This is a genomic window from Hydrogenophaga sp., from assembly GCF_019264445.1.
GTDB lineage: Bacteria > Pseudomonadota > Gammaproteobacteria > Burkholderiales > Burkholderiaceae_C > Hydrogenophaga.
On the sequence record NZ_JAHVAB010000040.1, the window covers coordinates 17,761 to 39,030 of the forward strand.

The window sequence follows — 21,270 nt, forward strand, 5'->3', positions numbered from 1 at the left end:
ACCATACACCCGCCGGCTTTACTTGTTGGTGTTCGCGGGCGGGTCCAGCGGTTCGAGCAGGCTGCGCGGCGGGTTGCGCTTCATTTCCTCGGCCAGGGTGACCTGGTCCGGGTTCATGCATTCGTCGGCCAGGCGCTTGCCCAGCTTCTGGCTCATCAGCATCGACTTGTTGCCCAGCTGCAGCCACAGCGCGCCGCGCTTGGGGTCTTCCAGGCGAATGGCGCCGGTGCGGCTTTCCACGGGGTGCATGAAGTAGCGCGCGTTGCGCATGTCCTTGACCTGCACGATGAAGAAGCCCTGGCGCTTCGCGGGCGTGACCTGCACGGACGCACCCAGCTCGCAGGGGATGGAGCCCACGTGCACGCGCTGGGCAATGGCCAGGTCGGCCTCGGAGAGCGCCACGTCGGTGTCTTCGTCAATGGGCGTCATTTCTTCCACGGCCTTGACCGCCGAGCGCGCCAGCGGAGGGCGCTGGGCCGCCGGCTTGGCCGCTGGCGCGGGTTTGGCAGCGGGTTTCGGGGCGGTTGGCTGGGTCTGCGCCTGCACGGCCAGGGGCATGAGCGCGGCGGCGCCGAGGGAGACGACAAGGGGGAGAAGTTTCATGAGGGTACCGGTTGAAAGAGAAGCGCAGCGCGCAGTCTGCCCGCTCGGGCGGTGAAATGATGTTCCCAGATGTTTCGGTGTCCAGCGGCGCGGGCCCTCTCAGTCCGCACCGCGCACGCCGCTGGCCACCAGCGCACGGTACTCCGACGGCGTATGGCCCACCACGCGGCTGAAAAACTTGCTGAAGTACGCCGCGTCGTCGTAGCCCAGCTGTTGTGCCACTTGCGTGACCGACAGGGACGAGTAGGCGAGCAGACGGCGCGCCTCGAGCATCAGCCGCTCGTGCAGGATCTGCAGCGCCGACCGCCGCAGCGCGTGGCGGCAGGTGCGGCTGAGGTGGTCGGGCGTGACGCCAAGCGCCTGCGCGTAAAAGGGCAGCGCTTCGTGCCCCCGGAAATGCAGCTCCACCAGCGCCAGGTAGCGGCGCACCAGCGCATCGCGCGCACCCTGCCCTCTTTCGCGAATGAAGTGCTCGCCGCGCTGGCGCAGCACCTGCACCGCCAGCAGCGTGGCGCAAGACAACAGCGCATGCACCCGCCCCGGGCTCTGCATGCGGAACTCGCGTGCGACCTGGGTGAAGAGGCTCTTGCACTCGGCCGAGTTCTCGTCGTCCATGTCTGCCAGTACGCAGGAGGTGCCCAGCCCCATGTCGGTCAGGTTCGAGCCACCCAGCAGCTTGCGCAGCGTGGCGGTGGGCACAGTGACCTGATGACCCACGGTGTCGGGCGTGTAGGTGAAGCCGTGCACCGAGCCGGGGGCGAGCATCAGCAGCACGGGGGCCTGGGCCTCGAATTCACGGCCGTCGATGGTGCCGTGCAGCTGGCCTTGTTCGAGCCACTGGAACTGGTGCAAGCCATCGTGCCGATGCGCGGGAATCGTCCAGTCCATCTCCGAGCCGCGCACCGCCACCGACTCGTAGTGCAGGCAATCGTCCGGCTGCTCGTGTCGGACTTCATGGAATGGAACCAGCAACAAGGGCGAGGTGCTCATGGCGCGCGATTGTCACCGCATGCCGGAAAACTACAAGGCCTGTCCGAATCGTCCATCGCGCGAAGGCGCCGGCCCGCTCATCATCGGCCGGTGACGGCCGCTGCACCGCAGGCGGGCCGGCACGAGACCACCACACCACAACGATGGAGACACGCATGCCACACCCTTCACCCGCCCACCCCTCCCGCCGCCGTCTGCTGGCCGCCCTGCCGCCGCTGGTGGCGCTGGCGGCCACCAGCGGCGGCAGCCGCGCCTGGGCCCAGGGCACTTTTCCGCAGCGCCCCGTGAAATTCATCGTGCCCAATGCACCGGGCAGCTCCATCGACACCATTGCACGCATCCTGAGCACGCAGATGGCACAGGGCTTTGCGCAACCCCTGGTGGTGGACAACAAGGCAGGTGCCGCCGGTGCACTGGGTGTGGAAGTGGGTCGCACATCGCCGGCCGACGGCCACACCGTGATCGTCGCCAGCAGCAGCTCGATCACCATCGCGCCTTTGCTGCAGAAGGCCGTGCCCTACGACCCGCTCAAGGACTTCGATTTCATCTCGCTGATCGCCTTGCTGCCCAATGTGCTGGTGGTCAACCCCGCGCTGCCCGTGCGCAACGTGGCCGAGCTGATCGCGTACGCCAGGTCAAAGGGCAGCAACAGCAACATGGCCTCGGCAGGCGTGGGCTCCACGAGCCACCTGGCCGGCGCGGCGCTGCAATCGGCGGGGGGCTTCCAGTCGCTGCATGTGCCGTACAAAGGGGGCGCGCAGGGTGTGACCTCGGTGGTGGCGGGCGAGACCGACTGGGTGCTCACGCCCGCACCGGCGGCTATGGGCCAGGTGCAGAACGGCCGCTTGCGGCTGCTGGCGCACAGCATGACGACCGAGTCGCGCCCCTTGGGCGACGTGCCTTCCATTGCCCAGACGCTGCCCGGCTTCGAGTTCGCGGGCTGGATCGGCCTGATGGCACCCAAGGGCCTGCCGCCCGGCGCGGTGGACACCCTGCGGCGCACCCTGGCGCAGGCCCTGCAACAACCGGAGCTGCGCAAGCAGTTCGACATCAACGGCGCCGTGCCCACGCCATCGACCCCGCAGGAGTTTCGCGCGTTCCTCGCGCGCGACATCGAGGTGCACAAGAAGGCCATCGAGGTGGCGGGCGTGAAGGCCGAGTAGGGCCTGCGCCGATGCCGGAAATGTGCAAGCACGCTGCGCTTTCGTCCATGGACCGTGTCGGACAACGCCCCTATCGTGGCGACCGCATCTGCACACCACGTACAAGAAGGAGACACCTGATGCTCAACCGACGCGCCCTGATACAGGCCGGCGCCGCCACCGGCGCCGCGCCCTTCCTGCTCCCTGCCCTGGCCCAGGCGCCCGGCGCGGGCACCGCCTTCGTGGTCTCCGGCTTTCCCGCCGGGGGCATGGGCGACAACGTGGCCCGCCCGCTGGCCGAAAAAATGCGCGGCCGATACGCGCCCGCCGTGGTGGTCGAAAGCCGCACCGGCGCGGGCGGTCGCATCGCGGTCGAGTACGTCAAGCGCGCAGCGCCCGATGGCTTGACCATCCTGCAGATCCCGAGCTCGCCCATGGTGCTCTATCCCCACACCTACAAGAAGCTCGCCTACGACCCGCTGGCCGACTTCATCCCCGTGTCCACCACGGTCAACTACGGCTTCTCGTTCACCGCAGGCCCGGGACTGCCCCCCGAGATCAAGACCGTGGCCGACTACATCCAGTGGGCCAGGTCCAACCCCAAGATGGCCACCTACGGCGTGCCGGCGGCCGGCTCTGCGCTGCACTTCGCGGGCATGCTGCTGCAGAAGGCGGCGGGCTTTGAGTTCACCGTCGTGCCCTACCGTGGTGGCGCCCCACTGCTCAACGACGTGATGGGGGGCCAGATTCCGGTGAGCTTCAACGTGATCGGCGAGGTGCTGCCGCACGTGCGCGCCGGCAAACTGCGCTCGCTCGCGGTCACCAACCCGCAACGCTCAGTGTTCATGCCCGACGTGCCGACCATGGTCGAGCTGGGCTACAAGGACATCGCGATTCAGGAATGGCTGGGCTGGTTCGTGCCCGCCCGCACGCCCGCCGACACCGTCACCAGGCTCAACGCCCTGGTGCGCGAAGGCCTGCAGGCGCCCGAGTTCACCGAGATCCTGACGCGCAACGGCCTGCAGGCCATTCACCAGTCGCCGGCCGAGTTCGCGGCCATCGTGCGACAGGACCACCAGCGCTGGGCGGGTCTGGCCAAGACCACCGGCTTCACCGCAGAGGACTGACACCGCGTGGCTTTGCATCTGACAGGGGCTCAAGCCCTGGTGGCGGCCCTCGCCGCCGAAAACGTGGGCCATGTGTTCGGCATCGTGGGCGGCAAGCTCACGCCCTTGCTGCACGCCATTTCCCAACAGCGCGGCATGCGTTTCATGGGCGTGCGGCACGAAGCCGCCGGCCCCATGATGGCCGCTGCCATACACGCCGGCAGCGGCCGCATGGCGGTGGCGCTGGGCGAGATGGGCCCGGGCGGCCTCAACTTGGCCTCCGGCATGGGCGTGGCCTTCAACAACCACCTGCCGCTGCTGGCCATCACCACCAACCAGCACCGCGCCGCCGCGTACCCGCACAGCGGCATGTTCATGGACATGGACACCCGGGCCGTGCTCGCGCCACTGACCAAGTGGAACGCCGTGGTGCACGATGCGCGCCGCATGCCCGAGCTGGTGCGCACCGCATTCCGGGAAGCGCTCGGCGGGCGGCCCGGGCCGGTGCACCTGGACATTCCGCAGGACGTGCTTGGCGCCCCGTGCAGCTTCGCCGACGACGAGTTCGCTCCGGCGCCCTCGCGCTACCGCGCCTCGCACTCGGCGCGCCCGGCGGCCGATGCGATCGAGCAGGCCGTGCGACTGCTGCGCACGGCCAAGCGCCCGCTGGTGGTGGCCGGTGGCGGCGTCATCAGCAGCCACGCCGCCACCGCCGTGCGCGCGCTGGCCGCCACCCTGAAGGCCCCGGTGGTGCCCACGCAAATGGCGCTCGGCGTGGTGCCCACCGACAGCCCGCATTTCATCGGCCACGGTGGCTTGATCGCGGGCGAGGCCGTGCGCGCCGCGTTTGAGCAGGCCGACGTCATCGTCTCCATCGGTTGCCGCTGGTCGTCCTGGATGTGGGACGAGCGCGGGGCGCTGGCGCGCCGCAGCCACCGCGTGATCAGCATCAACATCGACCCCTCCGCCCTCGGCCACCCGGTGATGCACGAGGTCGGCATGCTGGCAGACGCCTCGCTCGCGCTGGCCGACCTGAACGCGGCGCTGAACGATGCGGGCGCTTTCCAGATCGACGCGCAGTGGTTGCCGGGCATCCGGGCTGTGCGCGCGCAGTACGACGCCAAGCTCGCCGTGATGGCACGCGACACCGAAGAAACCATGCACCCCGCTGCCCTGGCCAGCGCCGTGGCGCAGGCCATGCCCGACGACGCGCTGGCCGTGTACGACGGCGGCCACACCACGTTCTGGAGCAACGATTTCACGCCTGTGAAGGACGTTCGCACACGCTTCCACGAACCGGGCATGAGCCACCTTGGCTTCGGCCTGCCGTATGCGCTCGCGCTCCAGCTGCAGCACCCCGGCCGCGCGGTGCTCAACATCACCGGCGACGGCTCGTTCGGTTTCACGCTCAACGAGCTGGACACCGCGCGCCGCGAGCGCCTGCCGGTGATCAATGTGATCCACAACAACGCGGCCTGGGGAATCATCCGGCAGGGCCAGAAGATGCAGTTCGACTTCGAACTCGGCACCTCGCTGGACGAAACCGACTACGCCGCCGTGGCCCGCGGCTTCGGGTGCCACGGCGAAGTGGTCCGGCGTGCGCAGGACGTGGGCCCCGCCATCGCGCGCGCCATCGCCTCGGGCCTGCCCGCCGTCATCGATTGCCGCACCAGGTTCCTGCCCCATCCCGCCATGCCGATGTTCGGCAGCATGAACCGGTATGGATTCGACGCCCTCACCGGACCCGCGCCGCCCGCGTCAGAAAAACGAACCGCATCCAGAGATGGCACTTGAGGCAGAGCCCAGGCGCTATGCTTTCTGACTTCACTTTTCAACCGGACCCACCATGACCCTCACCCTCGCCCAAGCCCAGCAGATCATCACCGCCGCCCTCGCCAAGTCCAAGGAAATGGGCTACCAGCCCATGGGCGTGGCCGTGCTCGATGCCGGCGGCAACCTCAAGGCCTTTGCCAGCGAAGACGGCGCCAGCATGTTCCGCTTTGACGTGGCGCGCGCCAAGGCCTGGGGAGCCATCGGCATGGGCGTGTCCAGCCGCACGCTGGCCGAACGCGCCAAGGGCAACCCCAACTTTTTCGTGGCACTCGCCGCCACCGCCGACGGCAAGTTCCTGCCGCAACCCGGCGCCGTGCTGATCAAGGACGCGCAAGGCCAGCTGCTGGGCGCCGTGGGCGCCAGCGGTGGCACGGGCGATGAAGACGAGGTCATCTGCATGGCTGGCGTGACCGCCGCGGGTCTGAGCCACGGCTGATGCGCCGGGCCGGGCCACTCAGCCCGGCAAACCCTCATTCGCCTCACGCCGGTTCACCTCGAAGAACACGCCGCGCAGCCAGCGGTTGGCCAGGTCGTGCTGCATGCGGCGGTGCCAGAACTGCTGCACATCGATCACCGGCACGTGAAACGGCAGCGCGATGCGCCGGATGGCGACGTGCCGCTCCAGCACGGTGGCGATGTCTTCGGGCACGGTGGCCACGAGGTCGGTGCCCGGCAACAGCGCGAGCAGGCTCATGAAGTGCGAGAGCTCCAGCATGACGTGGCGCTGCCAGCCCTTATCGCTCAGGTAGCGGTCGAGCAGGTGTTCGCGCCCGTCCGGGCGCACCACCACATGCCGGGCCGCGAGGTATTGCTTGAGCGACAGGCGCGCTGCCGCCGGCCCGGCTTTGGCACAGGTGACGCACGCGTACGACGTCCTGAACAGCGCCTGCTGAAAAAAGCCGGCCTTGTGCAGGTCGGGGAAAAAGCCCACGGCCAGATCGGCCTCGCCCGACTCCAGCGCCTCGGCTGCCGCAAAGCGCGAGCGCGCGGTGGCCAGCAGCCGCACCTGCGGTGCCTCCTGCCGCAGGCGGCGCAACACCCCGGGCAGAAACGCCACCTCGCCAATGTCGGGCGTGAGGATGGTGAAGGTGCGCTCGGCACGCGCAGGATCAAAGCTGGCCTTCTGCAGGATCTCCGCGTTGATCGCCTCCACCACCCTTTGCACGGCCGGGGCCAGCTCCATGGCGCGCGGCGTCGGCTTCATCTGCGCGCCGGCACGCACGAACAGGGCGTCGTCGAACACGGTGCGCAGCCGCGCCAGGGCCGCGCTCGTGGCCGGCTGGCTCAGGCCGAGCGCGTCACCGGCGCGCCCCACGCTGCAGTGGCGGGCCATGGCGTCAAACACCACGAGCAGGTTCAGGTCCACATTTCGAATATCCATGGCGTGGATTTTATGAATCCATGCCATCGTCTTTTCATCCACCACATTGATCCCTAGCATGGTGCCCGGAATCGCCCAAAAACCCACCGCGCCGCACGCACGGCCCGCAGGAGACAAGACCCATGAAACGCAGACACTTTGCGGGAGCCGCGCTCCTGTTGCCCCTGGCCGGCGCCCTGCGCGCCCAGACGCCCGCGTGGCCACAGCGCCCCGTGAAATTCATCCTCTCCCAGCCGGCCGGCGCGGGCCCCGACATCCTGGCGCGCTACGTCACCGACCAGCTGGCGCGCCTGTGGAACCAGGGCATCGTGGTGGAGAACCGCCCCGGCGGGCAAAACGTGATCGGTGCGCAGGCCGCCGCGCGCTCCCCCGCCGACGGCTACACCTTCTACTACGCGACCACGGCCGCGATGGTCACCAACGCCTTCACCTTCAAGACCCTGCCGTACGACCCGGTGAAAGACTTCGTGCCCGTGCGGCTGGTGGGACGCAGTCCGTTCGTGATCGCCGCGGCCAGCGGCTTCGCGGGCAAGGACCTCGCCGAAACCCTGGCCATGGCCAAGGCCCAGCCGGGCGTCATCTCGATCGCCACCGAAGGGCCCAAGACCTTCTCGGGCATGCTGGCCGACAGCGTGGCCGCCAAGGCCGGCGTGAAGCTCAACCACGTGCCCTACACCAAGGCCCCCGAAGCGATTCAGGATGTGGTGGGCGGGCGCGTGCAGCTTGTGTGCCTGCCCGACGCCGCGCTCACCGCCTTCATCAAGAGCGGGCAGCTGCGCGCCCTCGCGGTGAGCACCGCGCAGCGCCAGGCCGACATGCCCAACGTGCCCGCCCTCAGCGAGACCTTCCCCGGTTTTGAGTACACCGGCTGGAACGGCGTGTTCGCCCCCACCGGCACACCCGCCGACGTGGTGGCCCGCGTGAACCGCGACCTGGAAACCGTGCTGCGCCAGCCCGAAGTGGCGCAGCGCATGCAGCAGCTGGGCTCGCTGGCCGAGCAGAAGATGTCGGTGGCCGAGTTCGATGCCTTCATGCGCGGCGAACACAGCCGCTGGCGCGACATCGTCAAGGCCCTGGGCATCACGGCGGAGTAACGAACTGTGGCGTCCACCCTGCGTTGCGCCTGCGGCGGCATCGACATGCATTCGCACGTCGTGCCGGAAAACTTTCCCGCCTACATCGGCCGCACCGCGCCCACCGACTGGCCTTCGATGGCGCCGGCGCAGCCCTGCCACCGCAGCGTGATGATCGCGGGCAAAAACTACCGCACGGTCTCGGAAGCCTGCTGGAGCGTCTCACGCCGGCTGGAAGACCTGCCCGGCATGGGCCTGGCGCTGCAGGTGCTCTCGCCCATGCCCGAGCTGCTGTCGTACTGGATGGCACCGGCCGATGCGCAGCAGCTGCTGCGCTACCTCAACGACCAGATCGCCAGCATGGTGGACGCCGGCAACGGCCAGCTCGCCGGGCTGGGCGCCGTGCCGCTGCAAGACATGGACCTGGCCCTCCGCGAGCTCGAGTACGTGGTGAAAACGCTCGGCTTCAGCGGCGTGGAGGTGGGCAGCAACATCAACGGTGTGCCCATCGGATCGCCGGTGTTCGACCCCTTCTTCGAAGCGTGTGAAGCGCTGGACGCCGCGGTGTTCGTGCACGCCATCCGCCCCGCCGGCATGGACCGCCTGGTGGGCCCGGCGCCGCTGCAGCAAGTGGTGGGTTACCCGGGCGAAGTGGGTCTGGCCGCGGCCTCGGTGATCACCAGCAACCTGCTGGTGCGCCGCCCGAAGCTGCGGCTGGCCTTCAGCCACGGCGGCGGCACGCTGGCCTCGCTGCTGCCGCGCCTGCAGCAGGGCTGGGGCGTGTTCCCGGCGCTGCGCGAAGCCGTGCAGACATCGCCCGTGGAGCAGGCGCGCCGCCTCTTCTACGACACGCTGGTGTTCGACACGCCCACCCTGCGCCATCTGGTGGACTTCTTCGGCGCGTCGCAACTGATGATCGGCACCGACTACCCCTTCAACTTCCACGACCGCACGCCGGTGTCGCGCATCGAAGCCGCAGGCTTCGACGACGCCACCGCCGCCGCGCTGGTGCGCCACAACGCCGAGCGGTTTCTCGGCACACAGAAAGCCACATCCCCATGAGTTCACCCTGGATCGAATCCGTGCGCAGCGTGGCGCTGAACGTGCCCGATCTCGCGCGCGCCGAAGCTTTCTACACGCAGGTCTGGCATCTGCAGGTGGCCCACCGCACCGACCACGCCCTCTACCTGCGCGGCACCGGCAGCGACCACCACCTGCTGGCCCTGCACGCGGGCGGTGAGGTGCCCCAGATCCGGCACGTCACCCTGCGTGCGCGCAGCGCACAAGCCTTGCCTGCGGTGGCGCAGGCTGCGCTGGCCGCGGGCGGGCACATCGCTTCGCCAGTGGGCCCCATCACCCACGACCCCGCTGGCGGCACCGGGCTGACGCTGTGCGACCCGCACGGCCGCGTGTTCGAGGTGGTGCACGGCGACGCGCGCCACGCCGACCAGGGCCCGCAGCGCGACAAACCCATGCGCCTCACGCACGTGGTGCTCAACAGCCACGCCGTGGACGACACGCAGCGGTTCTTCACCGAGGCCTTGGGCTTCAAGCTCGCCGACCGCACGGTCGCCATCGCCTTCATGAACTGCAACCACGACCACCACACGCTCGCGGTGGGCGTGGCCGACAACGACGCACTCAATCACATCGCCTTCCTGATGCCCGACGCCGACGCCGTGATGCGGGGCGGGGGCCGCATGAAAGACGCCGGCCATCCCATCGAGTGGGGACCGGGCCGCCATGGCCCGGGCAACAACCTCTTCAACTATTTCATTGACCCGTTTGGCGTCGTCATCGAGTACACGGCCGAGGTCGAGCAGGTGGACGACAGCTACCAGCCACGCGGCCCGGCCGACTGGAAATGGCCCCCTGGCCGCGTTGACCAATGGGGCATCTCGCCACCGCCCGGCGCCACGCTGAAGGAAGCCCAACGCCGCGTGCACTTTGCCCCGCTCGCCTGAACCTTTTCTCTCTCTGTTCACCTCACCATGAAATTCACCACCTACCTGCGCCAGGGCGCACCCCGTCTGGCCGTCGTCGACGGCGAAAACCTGATCGACCTGAACGACGCACAGCCCCATGTGCCCTGCGACCTGCGCGCCGCCCTGCACCAGGGCGTTGACCTGCTCGCCGCTGCCCGCGCCGCGCTGGCGAGCACGACCCCCCGCCAGCCGCTGGCCGCCGCCACGCTGGCGCCCCTGGTGCCGGACCCCGGCAAGACCGTGTGCCTGGGCCTGAACTACTTCGACCACGCCAAGGAAGGCGGCCGCGACAAGCCCGACTACCCGTGGTTCTTCTACCGCGGCTCCAGCTCGCTCATTGCGCACGGCGCCGCCGGTGTGGTGCCCAAGGTGTCGTCGCGCTTCGACTACGAGGCCGAACTCGCCGTGGTGATCGGCCGCCGCGTGCCGCGCCACACCACCCAGGCCGATGCGCTGCAATACGTGCTGGGCTACAGCTGCTTCAACGACATGAGCGTGCGCGACTACCAGAAGCGCACCCCGCAGTGGACCATCGGCAAGAACTTCGACGGCACGGGCGCCTTCGGGCCGGTGCTGGTGACGGCCGACGAACTGCCGCCGGGTGCGGTCGGCCTGAAGATTCAGGGCCGCCTCAACGGTGCCGTGATGCAGGACGCCAACACCAGCGACATGATCTTCAACGTGGCCGAAACCATCGCGCTGCTGGCCGAAGTGCTCACGCTGGAGCCGGGCGACGTGATCGCCATGGGCACGCCCGCCGGCGTGGGCCAGGCGCGCACACCGCCGGTGTGGATGAAAGCCGGCGACACCTACGAGGTGGCCATCGAAGGCATCGGCACGCTGGTCAACCCGATCGCGAACGAGGCCGCATGAACGCCGCAGCGGTCTATGACGTCGCCATCGTCGGCTATGGGCCGGCGGGCGTGGTGGCTGCCGGCCTACTGGGCCAGGCGGGCCTGCGCGTGGCCGTGTTCGAAAGGCTCACCGGGGTGTACGAGATCCCGCGCGCCATCTCGCTCGACCACGAAATCATGCGGGTGTTCCAGCAGCTCGGCGTGGCCGAGGCCGTTGCGCCGTTCTGCGAACCGTTCACGCCGTCCGAGTACTTTGGCGTGGACGGCCAACTGATCCGCCGCATGACCATGGTCGCCCCACCCTACCCGCAGGCACACACGCCTTCGATGGTGTTCACGCAGCCCGAAGTGGAGCGTGTGCTGCGCGAGCGCGTGGCACAGCTGCCCAATGTCGCGGTTGAGCTGGGCGTGGAGATGACGCGCATCACGCACGACGCGCAGGGCGTGGACCTCACCCTCCGCGCGCCAGACGGCACCGAGAAGGCCGTGCGCGCGGCCTACGTGGTGGCGTGCGACGGCGGCGCCAGCACCGTGCGCAACCAGCTCGACATGGCACTGGAAGACCTCGACTTCGATGAACCCTGGCTGGTGGTGGACGTGCTCATGAACGAGCGCGGACTGGCCAAGCTGCCCCCGGTGAGCGTGCAGTTCTGCGAACCCGAACGACCCTGCACGCTGGTCATCGGACCGAAGAACCACCGCCGTTGGGAGATCTCGCTCAAGCCCGGCGAAGACCCCAAACTCGCCGCCACACCCGAAGCCACATGGCAACTGCTGTCGCGCTGGATCACGCCGCAAGACGGCACGCTGTGGCGCCAGTCCAGCTACCGCTTTCACGCCCTGGTGGCGCAGCAATGGCGCCAGGGCCGCGTGTTCCTGGCGGGCGATGCGGCGCACATGCAGCCGCCGTTTCTGGGCCAGGGCATGTGCCAGGGCGTGCGCGACGCGACCAACCTCGCCTGGAAGCTCATCGCCGTGCTGCGCGGTGAGGTGACCGGCGCTCACGCGCAAGCGCTGCTGGAGAGCTACGGCACCGAGCGCAAGGCGCACGTGCGCGAGCTCACCAGCCGCATCAAGCACGTGGGCGCCGTGATCTGCGAGCGAGACCCGGCCAAGGCCCGCGAACGCGACGCCGCCCTGCTCGCGCAATGCGGTGGCGTGGTGAAAGACACACCCCGCCAGGACATCCTTCCCCAGCTCGAAGCGGGCTTGCTGTCGGCGCAGACGCACGCAGCGCGCGGCAGCCTGTTTCCGCAGCCGTGGCTGATCACCCGCACCGGGCGACAACGCATGGATGCCGTCGCAGGCAACGGCTGGCGGCTGGTGCTGGCGCCAGGTCAACACATCGCGCAAGACACAGGCCACCCCTGGCTGCGCACCGTGGCGGTGGGCTCACCCGAAGCACAGGAGGCCGATGGCGTGGTGCAGGCGTGGTTCCAGCGGCACGGGTGTGTGGCCGCGCTGGTGCGGCCCGACAACTATGTGTACGGCGTGACCGCGCAGGGCGAAGAGGTGCCGGCGCTGGTGGGCGAACTGGCCAACGCGCTGGGCAGAGCCGAGGCCGCCATGGCGGCCTGAGCCGCAGAGGCTCACACCTTCGAGAAATCCGGCTTGCGGCGCTCCAGGAACGCGCCGAAGGCTTCTTTGGCCGCCGGCTCGCCGAGCATGCGGCCAAAGCTGACACCCTCTTCGGCCATCACCGCCATGACCTGCTGCGCCTGGCCCTTCTTCATGAGGCGCTTGGTCTCGATCAGCGAACTCATGGGTTTGGCCGCCATCTTGCGCGCCACCGTTTGCGCATAGCCGGCCACTTCCAGCGGGGGCAGCACGCGGTTGACCAGGCCCACTTCGAGCGCGGCCTCGGCCATGAAGGGCTCGCCCAGCAGCAGCGCTTCGGCAGCCCGGTGGTAGCCCAGCATCTGCGGCACCAGCAGGCTCGATGCCGCCTCCGGGCACAGGCCCAGGTTCACGAAGGGCATGGAGAACGCGGCGTTGTCGCCCGCGTACACCAGGTCGCAATGGAACAGCAGCGTGGTGCCCACGCCCACGGCCGGTCCGCACACAGCCGCAATCAGGGGCTTGGGAAACTGCGCAATGCCGCGCAGGAAGCGGAACACCGGGGACTCGGTGGTGGCGGGCGGGTTGTTGAGAAAGTCCCCGATGTCGTTGCCCGACGAGAAGATCGCCTCGTTGCCCTGCAGCACCACGCAACGCACGGCGGCATCGTCCTGCGCGGCCTGCAGCGCATCGGCCAACGTGCCGTACATGGCGGCGGTGATGGAGTTCTTTTTGTCGGGGCGGTTGAACGTGAGGGTGCAGACGCCGGCTTCGGTGTGGACGAGGATGTCGCTCATGGGGGTGTCTCTGGGAGTGTCGGGAAGGACCCGCAAATTACCACGAACGGGCGTGCTTTTCTGGGGCCGTGCGCCCAGTGGCTGACCGGTGCGTGACAGCGTGTTTCAGGCCGCTGTTTTGCCATGCCCGACACCTACACTTGCCGCTTTCGCCCACCCGGCGCTGCCGCTGTCCACAGGTGCCTTCCATGCTGTCCCGATTCGCCGCCCTCTTCGTTCCCCGCCTTGCCGGCGCCCTGGCGCTGCTGCTGGTCACCCTGCCCGCGCAGGCCCAAACGGCGGGCGAACCGGCGGCCAAGGGCGGCAGCGAACGCCCGCGCGTGGGGCTGGTGCTCTCGGGCGGTGGTGCGCGCGGCTTCGCGCATGTCGGCGTGCTCAAGGCGCTGGAGGCCGCCCGCGTGCCGGTGGATGTGATCGTGGGCACGTCCATGGGCGCCATCGTCGGCGGGCTCTACGCCAGTGGCATGACGGCCGATGACTTGGAGCGCGAGATCCTGGCGGTGAACTGGGGCGACCTGTTCGACCGCCGCGAGCCGCGCCAGTTGCTGTCGCAGCGCCGCAAGGAAGAAGACTTCGAGCTCTCGCCGGTGCTGATGCTGGGTTTTCGCGACGGCCAGTTCGTGCTGCCTTCGGGCGCGGTGTCCACCCGTTCGCTGGAGATGCTGCTGCGGCGCTACACGCTCTCCACCCGCCACCTGGCCAACTTCGACGGCCTGCCCACGCCGTTTCGCGCCGTGGCCACCGACATGGAAACCGGCAAGGCGGTGGTGATGGACCACGGCGACCTGGCCGCCGCGCTGCGCGCCAGCATGTCGGTGCCCGGGGTGTTCTCGCCGCTGGCGGTGGACGGCCGCATCCTGGGCGACGGCGGGCTGGTGAACAACCTGCCGGTGGACGTGGCGCGGCGCATGGGCGCCGACGTGGTGATCGCCGTGAACATCGGCACGCCACTGGCCGGGCGCGAAACGCTGGGCAGCGTGGTGGGGATCACCACGCAGATGGTCAACATCCTGACCGAGCAGAACGTGCAGGCCAGCATCGCCACCCTGAAGCCTCAAGACCTGCTGCTGGCGCCGCCACTGGGCCAGCTCACCTCGGGCGACTTCGGCCGCGCACCCGAGCTGGTGAAGATTGGCAACGAGTACGCCTTGACCGTGAAAGAAGCGCTCGCGCGCTTTGCGGTGGACGCGCCCAGCTACCAACGCTGGGCTGCCGCACGCGAGGCACAGGCCCTGGCCAACACCGGGCGCATCGGCGCGGTGGCGTCGGTGAAGTTCGAAGGCGTGAACGAGCAGCGCGCGGCGCGCCTGGCCACCACGATGGACACCTCCGAGGGCCAGCGCCTGGACGTGCCCAAGCTCGAAGGCGATCTGCAGCGACTGGCCGCCATGGGCGACTATGAGCGCGTGGACTACAGCCTGGTGCGGCGCAGCGACGGCGCTGAAGACCTGACCGTGCAGCTGCGCGAAAACGCCTGGGGGCCGAACTACCTGCGCGTGGGCCTGGACCTGCGCACCGACTTCCAGGGCCAGGGCGCCTTCAACCTGCGCATCAGCCACAACCGACACTGGCTCAACGACAGCGGCGCCGAATGGCGCAACCGCGTGCAGCTCGGCGAAACCGTGGGCCTGTACTCCGAGATCTACCAGCCGCTCACGCTGCACAGCGACCGCTTCGTGGCCGCCTACGCGGACGCCAACCTGCGCAAGGTGGAGCTGTTCAGCCCCGAGGGCGACGCGCTGGCGCTGGTGCAGCGGCAAAGCCTGCGCGTGGGCGCCGACATCGGCTGGCCCATGGGCCTGCTCGGCAACGTGGGCGACATGCGCGTGGGCGTGGTGGCCGCGCAGCGGCGGGTCACACCCGAGCTGTTGGCCAGCAGCATCCCGGCGGGCTCCACCACCTCGCTCAAATGGCGCGAGCTGGGCGTGCGCGGTGCGGTCATTGCCGACCAGCTCGACTACGCGAATTTCCCCTCCAGCGGCTACCGCGCCGAAGGCGAGGTGGTGTTTGGCCGTCGCAGTTTCGACGGCGCATCCAGCAGCCCGTTCACGAGTTTTGAAGGCACCGCCACCGCCGTGAAGTCGTGGGGCGTGCACACCTTCAACTTCGGCGCTCGCCTGGCCAAGACGAGCCAGATTCCCCTGGGCGCCATCGACGAGTATTCGCTCGGCGGCTTCCAGCAGCTCTCGGGCTACCGCGTGGGCCAGGTGGCGGGCAACTACCTCGTGTTTGGCCGCCTCACCTACTACCAGCGCCTGCCCTGGAGCGTGGGTGTGGCGCGCGCGCTGTTCGTGGGGGGCTCGCTGGAAGCGGGCAACGCGTGGACGTCGCGGCGCGACATCTCGTTTGGCGACCTTCGTGCGGGCTCCAGCCTGTTTGTGGGGGCGGACACCGGCATCGGCCCGCTCTACCTCAGCATCGTGAGTGCGCCGCGCGGCTACACCGGGCTGTACCTGTTCCTGGGCCGGCCATGAAAACCGCCACCGGCGCACCAGACGTTCTTCCAGCAGACACCGCGGAACCGGCTTTGCCAGGCCGCGGGTGTCGCCCCCTTGAGGGGGTCGCGCGCAGCGCGGCGGGGGTGGTTCACTCCTTGTAGTAGACGATCTGGTGCGTGGTGGCCAGCAGCACGCCGGCTTCGTTCCAGAGCTGTGCGGTCTGGTCAAAGAAGCCATTGCGAAACGCCTGCGCCCGTGCCTGCGCCAGCAGCCAGCCGCTGCCGGTGGCCTCCAGTTCGCGTGAACCCGCGTGGAAGTACACCGTCATCGACACCGTCCCGGTGGGCACGGGGCGGGCGCGGCGCAGCCACACGCGCGGGTAGAACACATCGGCCAGCGCCGTGAGGCTGCAGAAGTCCAGCGCCCGCAGCGGGTCGTCGCGCACCCACATCTGCATCAGGCTGCCGTCGCCCTGGCCCTCCCACACCGTGGGCAGGGCACCGGTGATCGGATGCATGGCGTAGCGGCTGACCCATTCCACCCGGGCTTCCAGCCGCGCACGCGGCACGTCGGCTGGTGCAGGCACGGGCGGCATGGGCTCGTCGTCCACGCCCCAGGTCTCGCGCCGCGCAGCGGTCACGGCGGTGGCCGTGATCACCGTGGTGGGTTCGCCATTCGCATCGGGCTGGGTGATCTCCATCACCCAGTGCTGTGTGGAACGGTTGGTGCGCACCGGCCGCGCCGTGAGCGCGAACGCCCCATCGGCCAGCGCCGCAGCGTAGTTCACCGTGAGCGAGATCGGCTCGCCCAGCCGCTGCACATGCTGCATCACCGACTGCATGACCACCGCCGCGGTCACACCCCCGAACGGCCCGACCATGTTGCCGTAAGGCGGGGACGTGGCGCCGCTGTACTGGTGCGGACCGGTGGGGGTCAGCGCGATGGCCTGGTCAAAGGGATGTGGGTGGCTCATGGCTAAAGTGGGCTGAAGAAACAAACCATCCTGCAGTCACCTCGCAACAAGCGTACCGGCGCGAAGTGAATGAGGCCCAGGGGTGTCGCGGAACCGGCTCCGCCGGGCCGCAGGCACCGCCCCCTCTCAGGGGGTGACGCGCGCCAGCGCGGCGCGGGGGTGGGTCGTCAGACCCTTTCGAAAACGCCGGCGGCGCCCTGACCCATGCCCACGCACATCGTCACCATGCCGTACTTCTTGTTGTGGCGCTTGAGCGCATGCACCACGGTGGCTGCGCGGATGGCACCGGTGGCGCCCAACGGGTGGCCCAGCGCAATGGCGCCACCCATGGGGTTGACCTTGGCCGGGTCCAGGCCAAGCGTGTTCATGACGGCCAGCGACTGCGCGGCAAACGCTTCGTTCAGCTCGATCCAGTCGAGCTGGTCCTGGGTGAGCCCCGCAGACTTCAGCGCCGCAGGAATCGCCTCAATGGGGCCGATGCCCATGAGGTGCGGCGGCACACCGCGCGAGGCGTAGCTCACGAAGCGCGCCAGCGGTGTGAGGCCAAAGCGCTTGACGGCCGACTCGCTCGCCAGGATGAGCGCGCCTGCGCCGTCGCTGGTCTGCGAGCTGTTGCCGGCAGTGACGGAACCGCGCGCCGCGAACACCGTGCGCAGCTTGGCCAGGCCCTCGATGGAGGTGTCGGGCCGCGCGCCTTCGTCCAGGCTCACCGTGCGCGTGCTCGTGGTGACTTCCGCGCTCTCCAGGTCCACGCTGCGCTCGGTCACTTCCACCGGCGTGATCTCGTCGGTGAACTCGCCGTTCTTCATGGCCACCACGGCGCGCTGGTGCGACTGCAACGCGAAAGCGTCTTGCGCTTCGCGCGAGACCTTCCACTTCTGCGCCACTTTCTCGGCGGTCAGGCCCATGCCGTAGGCAATGCCATAGCTCTCCACGTCGTCGGTGTTGCGGAAGATGGTGGGCGAGAGGCTGGGCGAGTTGCCCATCATGGGCACCATGCTCATGCTCTCGGTGCCGGCGGCGATCATCACGTCGGCCTCACCCACGCGAATGCGGTCGGCCGCCATCTGCACCGCCGACAGGCCGGAGGCGCAGAAGCGGTTCACCGTGATGCCGCCCACGCTGTTGGGCAGGCCCGCCAGGATGGCGCCGATGCGCGCCACGTTCAGGCCTTGCTGCGCCTCGGGAATGGCGCAGCCGCAGATCACGTCCTCGATGGCCTTGGGATCCAGCCCCGGCACCTGGCTGAGCGCCGAGCGCAAGGCCAGGGCCAGCAGGTCGTCGGGGCGCAAGTGCTTGAAGGAGCCCTTGTGCGAACGGCCAATGGGGGTGCGGGTGGCGGCGACGATGTAGGCGTCTTGAATCTGTTTCATGTTGACTCCAAAAGTGTCTTGTCCAGAACACCGCGGAACCGGCTTTGCCGGGCCGCTGGTGTTGCCCCCTTGAGGGGGTCGCGCAAAGCGCGGCGGGGGTGGGTCAATTTCTCACCGGTTTGCCCGTGTTGAGCATCCCGAGGATTCGTTCCTGCGTCTTGGGGTGCACGATCAGCGAGCAGAACGCACGGCGCTCCAGCGTCATCAGGTAGTCCTCACTCACCAGCGTGCCCGGCTCCACGTCGCCACCGGTCACCACGTTCGCAATCAGCGAGGCGATGTGGAAGTCGTGCTGGCTGATGAAGCCGCCGTCGCGCATGTTCACCAGGCTGCCCAGGATGGTCGCCTTGCCGTCGCGCCCCGCCACCGGGAACAGCCGCTTGTGCGGCGCACGGTAGCCGCCGTTGAACAGGCCCTTGGCCTCGTTGATGGCCACATACAGCAGCTCGTCCTTGTGCGGCACGATCACGTCGGAGTGCAGCACGTAGCCGAGCTTGCGCGACTCCAGCGCGCTGGTGCCCACCTTGGCCATCGCGGCTGCGGTGAAGCCTTCGGTGAGGAAAGGCAGCAGGTCTTTGCCGGTGGAGGTCTCGGCGTTTTCGGCCGCGCGGCGCGCGATGTAGGTCAGGCCGCCGGCGCCAGGCACGAGGCCCACGCCCACTTCCACCAGGCCGATGTAGCTTTCCATGTGCACCACGCGGCGCGCGCTGTACACGGCCAGCTCACAGCCACCGCCCAGCGCGAGGCCGCGCACGGCAGACACCACCGGCACGTTGGCATAGCGCAGTCGCAGCATGGTCTGCTGCATGAAGCCCTCGGCGTCTTCGATGGCCGCCACACCCACCGCCATGAAGGCGGGCAGCATGGCCTGCAGGTCGGCACCGGCGCTGAAGGGCTCGTCGCCCGACCAGATCACCAGACCCTGGTACTCCTTCTCCGCCAGGTCCACAGCCGCCATCAGGCCTTCGCACACCTCGGGGCTGATGGCGTGCATCTTGGTCTTGATGCTGGCAATGAGCACCTGCTCGTCCAGCGTCCAGAGGCGGATCGAATCGTTCTCTTCGATCGTGCTGCCTGCCGTCTCGAACTTCGCACCGGCTTCGCCCAGCAACAGCTCGGGGAAGTGCTGGCGCTGGTACACCGGCAGCTGCAGGCGGCCCTGGAACTCGCCCTTCGTGGGGTTCCAAGACCCTTGCGCGGTGTGCACACCACCCGCCTCGGCCACCGGCCCCTTGAACACCCACTCGGGCAGCGGCGCCGTGCTCAGCGCCTTGCCGGCGTCGATGTCCTCCTGGACCATCTTGGCCACCTCCAGCCAGCCGGCTTCCTGCCAGAGCTCGAAGGGGCCCTGCTTCATGCCGAAGCCCCAGCGCATGGCCTGGTCCACGTCGCGCGCGGTCTCGGCAATGGTGGCCAGGTGCACGGCGGCGTAGTGAAAGCTGTTGCGCAAGATGGCCCAGAGGAACCGGCCCTGCGGGCCTTCGGCATTGCGCAGCAGCTTCAGGCGTTCGGCGGCCGGGCGCTTGAGCATGCGGCCGTACACCTCGTCGGCCTTCTCGCCACCGGGCACGTAGTCTTCGCTGTCCAGGTCAAAGCGCAGGATGTCGCGGCCGACCTTCTTGTAGAAACCGGCCTTGGCTTTCTGGCCCAGGTTGCCGAGTTCGATGAGCTTCTTGAGCACCGGCGGTGTGCCGAAGCTGCCGTAGAAAGGATCCGTCTCCAGGCTCAGGTTGTCCTGCAGCGTCTTCACCACGTGGGCCATGGTGTCTAGGCCCACCACGTCGGCGGTGCGGAAGGTGCCGCTGCTCGCACGGCCCAGGCGCTTGCCGGTGAGGTCATCGACCACGTCGTAGGTGAGGCCAAAGTTCTCCACCTCTTTCATCGTGGCCAGCATGCCGGCGATGCCGATGCGGTTGGCCACAAAGTTCGGCGTGTCCTTGGCACGCACCACGCCCTTGCCCAGGCCACTGGTGACAAAGGTTTCCAGGTCGTTGAGGATCTGCGGTTCGGTGGTCGGTGTGGCAATCAGCTCCACCAGCGTCATGTAGCGCGGCGGGTTGAAGAAGTGAATGCCGCAGAAGCGCGGCTTGATCGCTTCGGGCAGCGCTTCGCTCAGCTTCGTGATCGACAGGCCCGAGGTGTTGGAGGCCACGATGGCGTGCTCGGCAATGAAGGGCGCGATCTTGGTGTACAGATCGAGCTTCCAGTCCATGCGCTCGGCAATGGCCTCGATGATGAGGTCGCAGTCCTTGAGCTGCTCCATGTGCTGTTCGTAGTTGGCCTGGCCGATCAGGTCGGCATCAGACGCCACACCCAGCGGCGAAGGCTTGAGCTTCTTCAGGCCCTCCACCGCGCGGGTCACGATACCGTTCTTCGGGCCTTCCTTGGCGGGCAGGTCAAACAGCACCACCGGCACCTTGACGTTGACCAGATGCGCAGCGATCTGCGCACCCATCACGCCCGCGCCGAGCACGGCGACTTTCTTCACTTGAAATCGGTTCATTCTTCGGGTTCCTTTGCACGCCACGCAACGCGTGAGGGACAGTTGTCGAGAGATACCGCGAAACCGGCTGTGCCGGGCCGCAGGTGTCGCCCCCTTGAGGGGGTCGCGCGAAGCGCGGCGGGGGTGTTTCCTTATTCGACCCGCAGCCACGTTTGTGTTCGGTAGAACGGGCCGATGTAGCCGCGCATCTCCAGCTTCTTGCCGTCGTCAACCGGCTTGAGGCGGCTGCGGTACACCTTGCCGTTGTTCGGGTCGACGATGTCGCCACCGTCGTACACCGCCTTGTCGTCGGCGCTCTGCTTGAGGTTGCGCAGGATCGTCATGCCCAGGATGGGTTTGTCCTTGCGCTCGTCGGTGCACTTGTCGCACACCGCGTCTACCTTCGTCGTGGGGTCGAGAAACTTCTCGATCTTGCCGCTGTACACGCCATTGCTCTCCGTGATGCGGACCAGCGATTTTTCCTTCTTGGTCTCATCGTCGATGGTCTTCCACAGGCCCACGGGCGACATCTGCGCGAGGGCTGGCAGGGAAACCATCGTGAGGGCGATGGCGGTGAGTGCGATCTTGATCATGGAAGTCTCCTTGGTACAGGTCTCAAACCGGGATCACCGCGGCACAGGACTGGCCTGGCCGCAGGTGTTGCCACCCCGAGATGCGCAGGC

General features: G+C 68.3%; 18 protein-coding genes. 10 read left to right on the forward strand and 8 right to left on the reverse strand.

Annotation, left to right across the window (positions count from 1 at the left end; genetic code table 11):
• Positions 1 to 18: 18 nt before the first annotated feature.
• Together KXJ60_RS05995 and KXJ60_RS06000 are read right to left on the reverse strand one after the other, a co-directional pair.
• Entirely contained in the window at positions 19 to 603 is a 585-nt protein-coding gene (locus KXJ60_RS05995; RefSeq protein WP_291125179.1) for a hypothetical protein, read from the reverse strand.
• A gap of 99 nt (positions 604 to 702) precedes the next feature.
• Positions 703 to 1,593 (reverse strand): AraC family transcriptional regulator, encoded by an 891-nt coding sequence (locus KXJ60_RS06000; RefSeq protein WP_291125181.1) that lies wholly within the window; start codon positions 1,591 to 1,593, stop codon positions 703 to 705.
• A gap of 155 nt (positions 1,594 to 1,748) precedes the next feature.
• Here KXJ60_RS06000 and KXJ60_RS06005 point away from each other — a divergent pair, with 155 nt between their 5' ends.
• From KXJ60_RS06005 to KXJ60_RS06020, 4 genes are all read left to right on the forward strand, one after another.
• Positions 1,749 to 2,756, forward strand: a complete 1,008-nt coding sequence (locus tag KXJ60_RS06005; RefSeq protein WP_291125183.1) for a tripartite tricarboxylate transporter substrate binding protein — start codon at positions 1,749 to 1,751, stop codon at positions 2,754 to 2,756.
• A 119-nt stretch (positions 2,757 to 2,875) separates the two neighbouring features.
• Positions 2,876 to 3,862, forward strand: coding sequence for a tripartite tricarboxylate transporter substrate-binding protein (locus KXJ60_RS06010; protein WP_291125185.1), 987 nt, complete (start codon positions 2,876 to 2,878; stop codon positions 3,860 to 3,862).
• Between the two features lie 6 nt (positions 3,863 to 3,868).
• Complete coding sequence (locus KXJ60_RS06015; protein ID WP_291125187.1) at positions 3,869 to 5,635, forward strand: thiamine pyrophosphate-binding protein; 1,767 nt, start codon at positions 3,869 to 3,871, stop codon at positions 5,633 to 5,635.
• Positions 5,636 to 5,687: 52 nt separating this feature from the next.
• Entirely contained in the window at positions 5,688 to 6,110 is a 423-nt protein-coding gene (locus KXJ60_RS06020) for a heme-binding protein (RefSeq protein WP_291125189.1), read from the forward strand.
• An 18-nt stretch (positions 6,111 to 6,128) separates the two neighbouring features.
• On the opposite strand, the gene KXJ60_RS06025 is transcribed toward KXJ60_RS06020, so the two are convergent.
• A complete protein-coding gene (locus tag KXJ60_RS06025; protein WP_291125191.1) occupies positions 6,129 to 7,055 on the reverse strand; it encodes a LysR family transcriptional regulator in 927 nt (308 codons plus the stop codon).
• A gap of 122 nt (positions 7,056 to 7,177) precedes the next feature.
• On the opposite strand from KXJ60_RS06025, the gene KXJ60_RS06030 reads away from it, so the two are divergent.
• From KXJ60_RS06030 to KXJ60_RS06050, 5 genes are read left to right on the forward strand one after another with little or no spacing between them, the layout of a single operon-like run.
• Positions 7,178 to 8,149, forward strand: a complete 972-nt coding sequence (locus tag KXJ60_RS06030; RefSeq protein WP_291125193.1) for a tripartite tricarboxylate transporter substrate-binding protein — start codon at positions 7,178 to 7,180, stop codon at positions 8,147 to 8,149.
• 45 nt (positions 8,150 to 8,194) lie between these two features.
• Positions 8,195 to 9,190, forward strand: a complete 996-nt coding sequence (locus tag KXJ60_RS06035) for an amidohydrolase family protein (protein WP_291125195.1) — start codon at positions 8,195 to 8,197, stop codon at positions 9,188 to 9,190.
• Positions 9,187 to 10,092 carry a VOC family protein gene (locus KXJ60_RS06040; protein WP_291125197.1) on the forward strand — a complete coding sequence of 302 codons (906 nt, stop codon included), beginning with the start codon at positions 9,187 to 9,189 and terminating at the stop codon, positions 10,090 to 10,092. Before KXJ60_RS06035 ends, KXJ60_RS06040 begins: the two co-directional genes overlap by 4 nt.
• A 27-nt stretch (positions 10,093 to 10,119) precedes the next feature.
• Positions 10,120 to 10,986: a fumarylacetoacetate hydrolase family protein gene (locus tag KXJ60_RS06045; RefSeq protein WP_291125199.1), complete on the forward strand. Its 867-nt coding sequence runs from the start codon at positions 10,120 to 10,122 to the stop codon at positions 10,984 to 10,986.
• Positions 10,983 to 12,545 (forward strand): bifunctional 3-(3-hydroxy-phenyl)propionate/3-hydroxycinnamic acid hydroxylase, encoded by a 1,563-nt coding sequence (locus KXJ60_RS06050; protein ID WP_291125201.1) that lies wholly within the window; start codon positions 10,983 to 10,985, stop codon positions 12,543 to 12,545. The genes KXJ60_RS06045 and KXJ60_RS06050 overlap by 4 nt, the downstream gene beginning before the upstream one ends.
• 11 nt (positions 12,546 to 12,556) lie before the next feature.
• On the opposite strand, the gene KXJ60_RS06055 is transcribed toward KXJ60_RS06050, so the two are convergent.
• The gene (locus KXJ60_RS06055) at positions 12,557 to 13,321 is read right to left on the reverse strand and encodes an enoyl-CoA hydratase (protein ID WP_291125203.1); all 765 of its coding nucleotides are present in this window, start codon (positions 13,319 to 13,321) and stop codon (positions 12,557 to 12,559) included.
• Positions 13,322 to 13,509: 188 nt separating this feature from the next.
• Between KXJ60_RS06055 and KXJ60_RS06060 the strand changes: the two genes are divergently transcribed.
• Positions 13,510 to 15,795: a patatin-like phospholipase family protein gene (locus KXJ60_RS06060; protein ID WP_291125205.1), complete on the forward strand. Its 2,286-nt coding sequence runs from the start codon at positions 13,510 to 13,512 to the stop codon at positions 15,793 to 15,795.
• 112 nt (positions 15,796 to 15,907) lie between these two features.
• Here KXJ60_RS06060 and KXJ60_RS06065 read toward each other — a convergent pair whose 3' ends face one another.
• The 4 genes from KXJ60_RS06065 to KXJ60_RS06080 all read right to left on the reverse strand — a co-directional run bounded on the left by KXJ60_RS06065 (position 15,908) and on the right by KXJ60_RS06080 (position 21,180).
• Positions 15,908 to 16,732, reverse strand: a complete 825-nt coding sequence (locus tag KXJ60_RS06065) for a thioesterase family protein (RefSeq protein ID WP_291125207.1) — start codon at positions 16,730 to 16,732, stop codon at positions 15,908 to 15,910.
• 167 nt (positions 16,733 to 16,899) lie between these two features.
• Positions 16,900 to 18,105 (reverse strand): acetyl-CoA C-acyltransferase, encoded by a 1,206-nt coding sequence (locus KXJ60_RS06070; RefSeq protein ID WP_291125209.1) that lies wholly within the window; start codon positions 18,103 to 18,105, stop codon positions 16,900 to 16,902.
• Between the two features lie 103 nt (positions 18,106 to 18,208).
• On the reverse strand, positions 18,209 to 20,608 hold the full coding sequence (locus KXJ60_RS06075; RefSeq protein WP_291125211.1) for a 3-hydroxyacyl-CoA dehydrogenase/enoyl-CoA hydratase family protein: 2,400 nt from the start codon (positions 20,606 to 20,608) through the stop codon (positions 18,209 to 18,211).
• A gap of 131 nt (positions 20,609 to 20,739) precedes the next feature.
• Entirely contained in the window at positions 20,740 to 21,180 is a 441-nt protein-coding gene (locus tag KXJ60_RS06080) for a DUF2147 domain-containing protein (protein ID WP_291125213.1), read from the reverse strand.
• Positions 21,181 to 21,270: the final 90 nt, after the last annotated feature.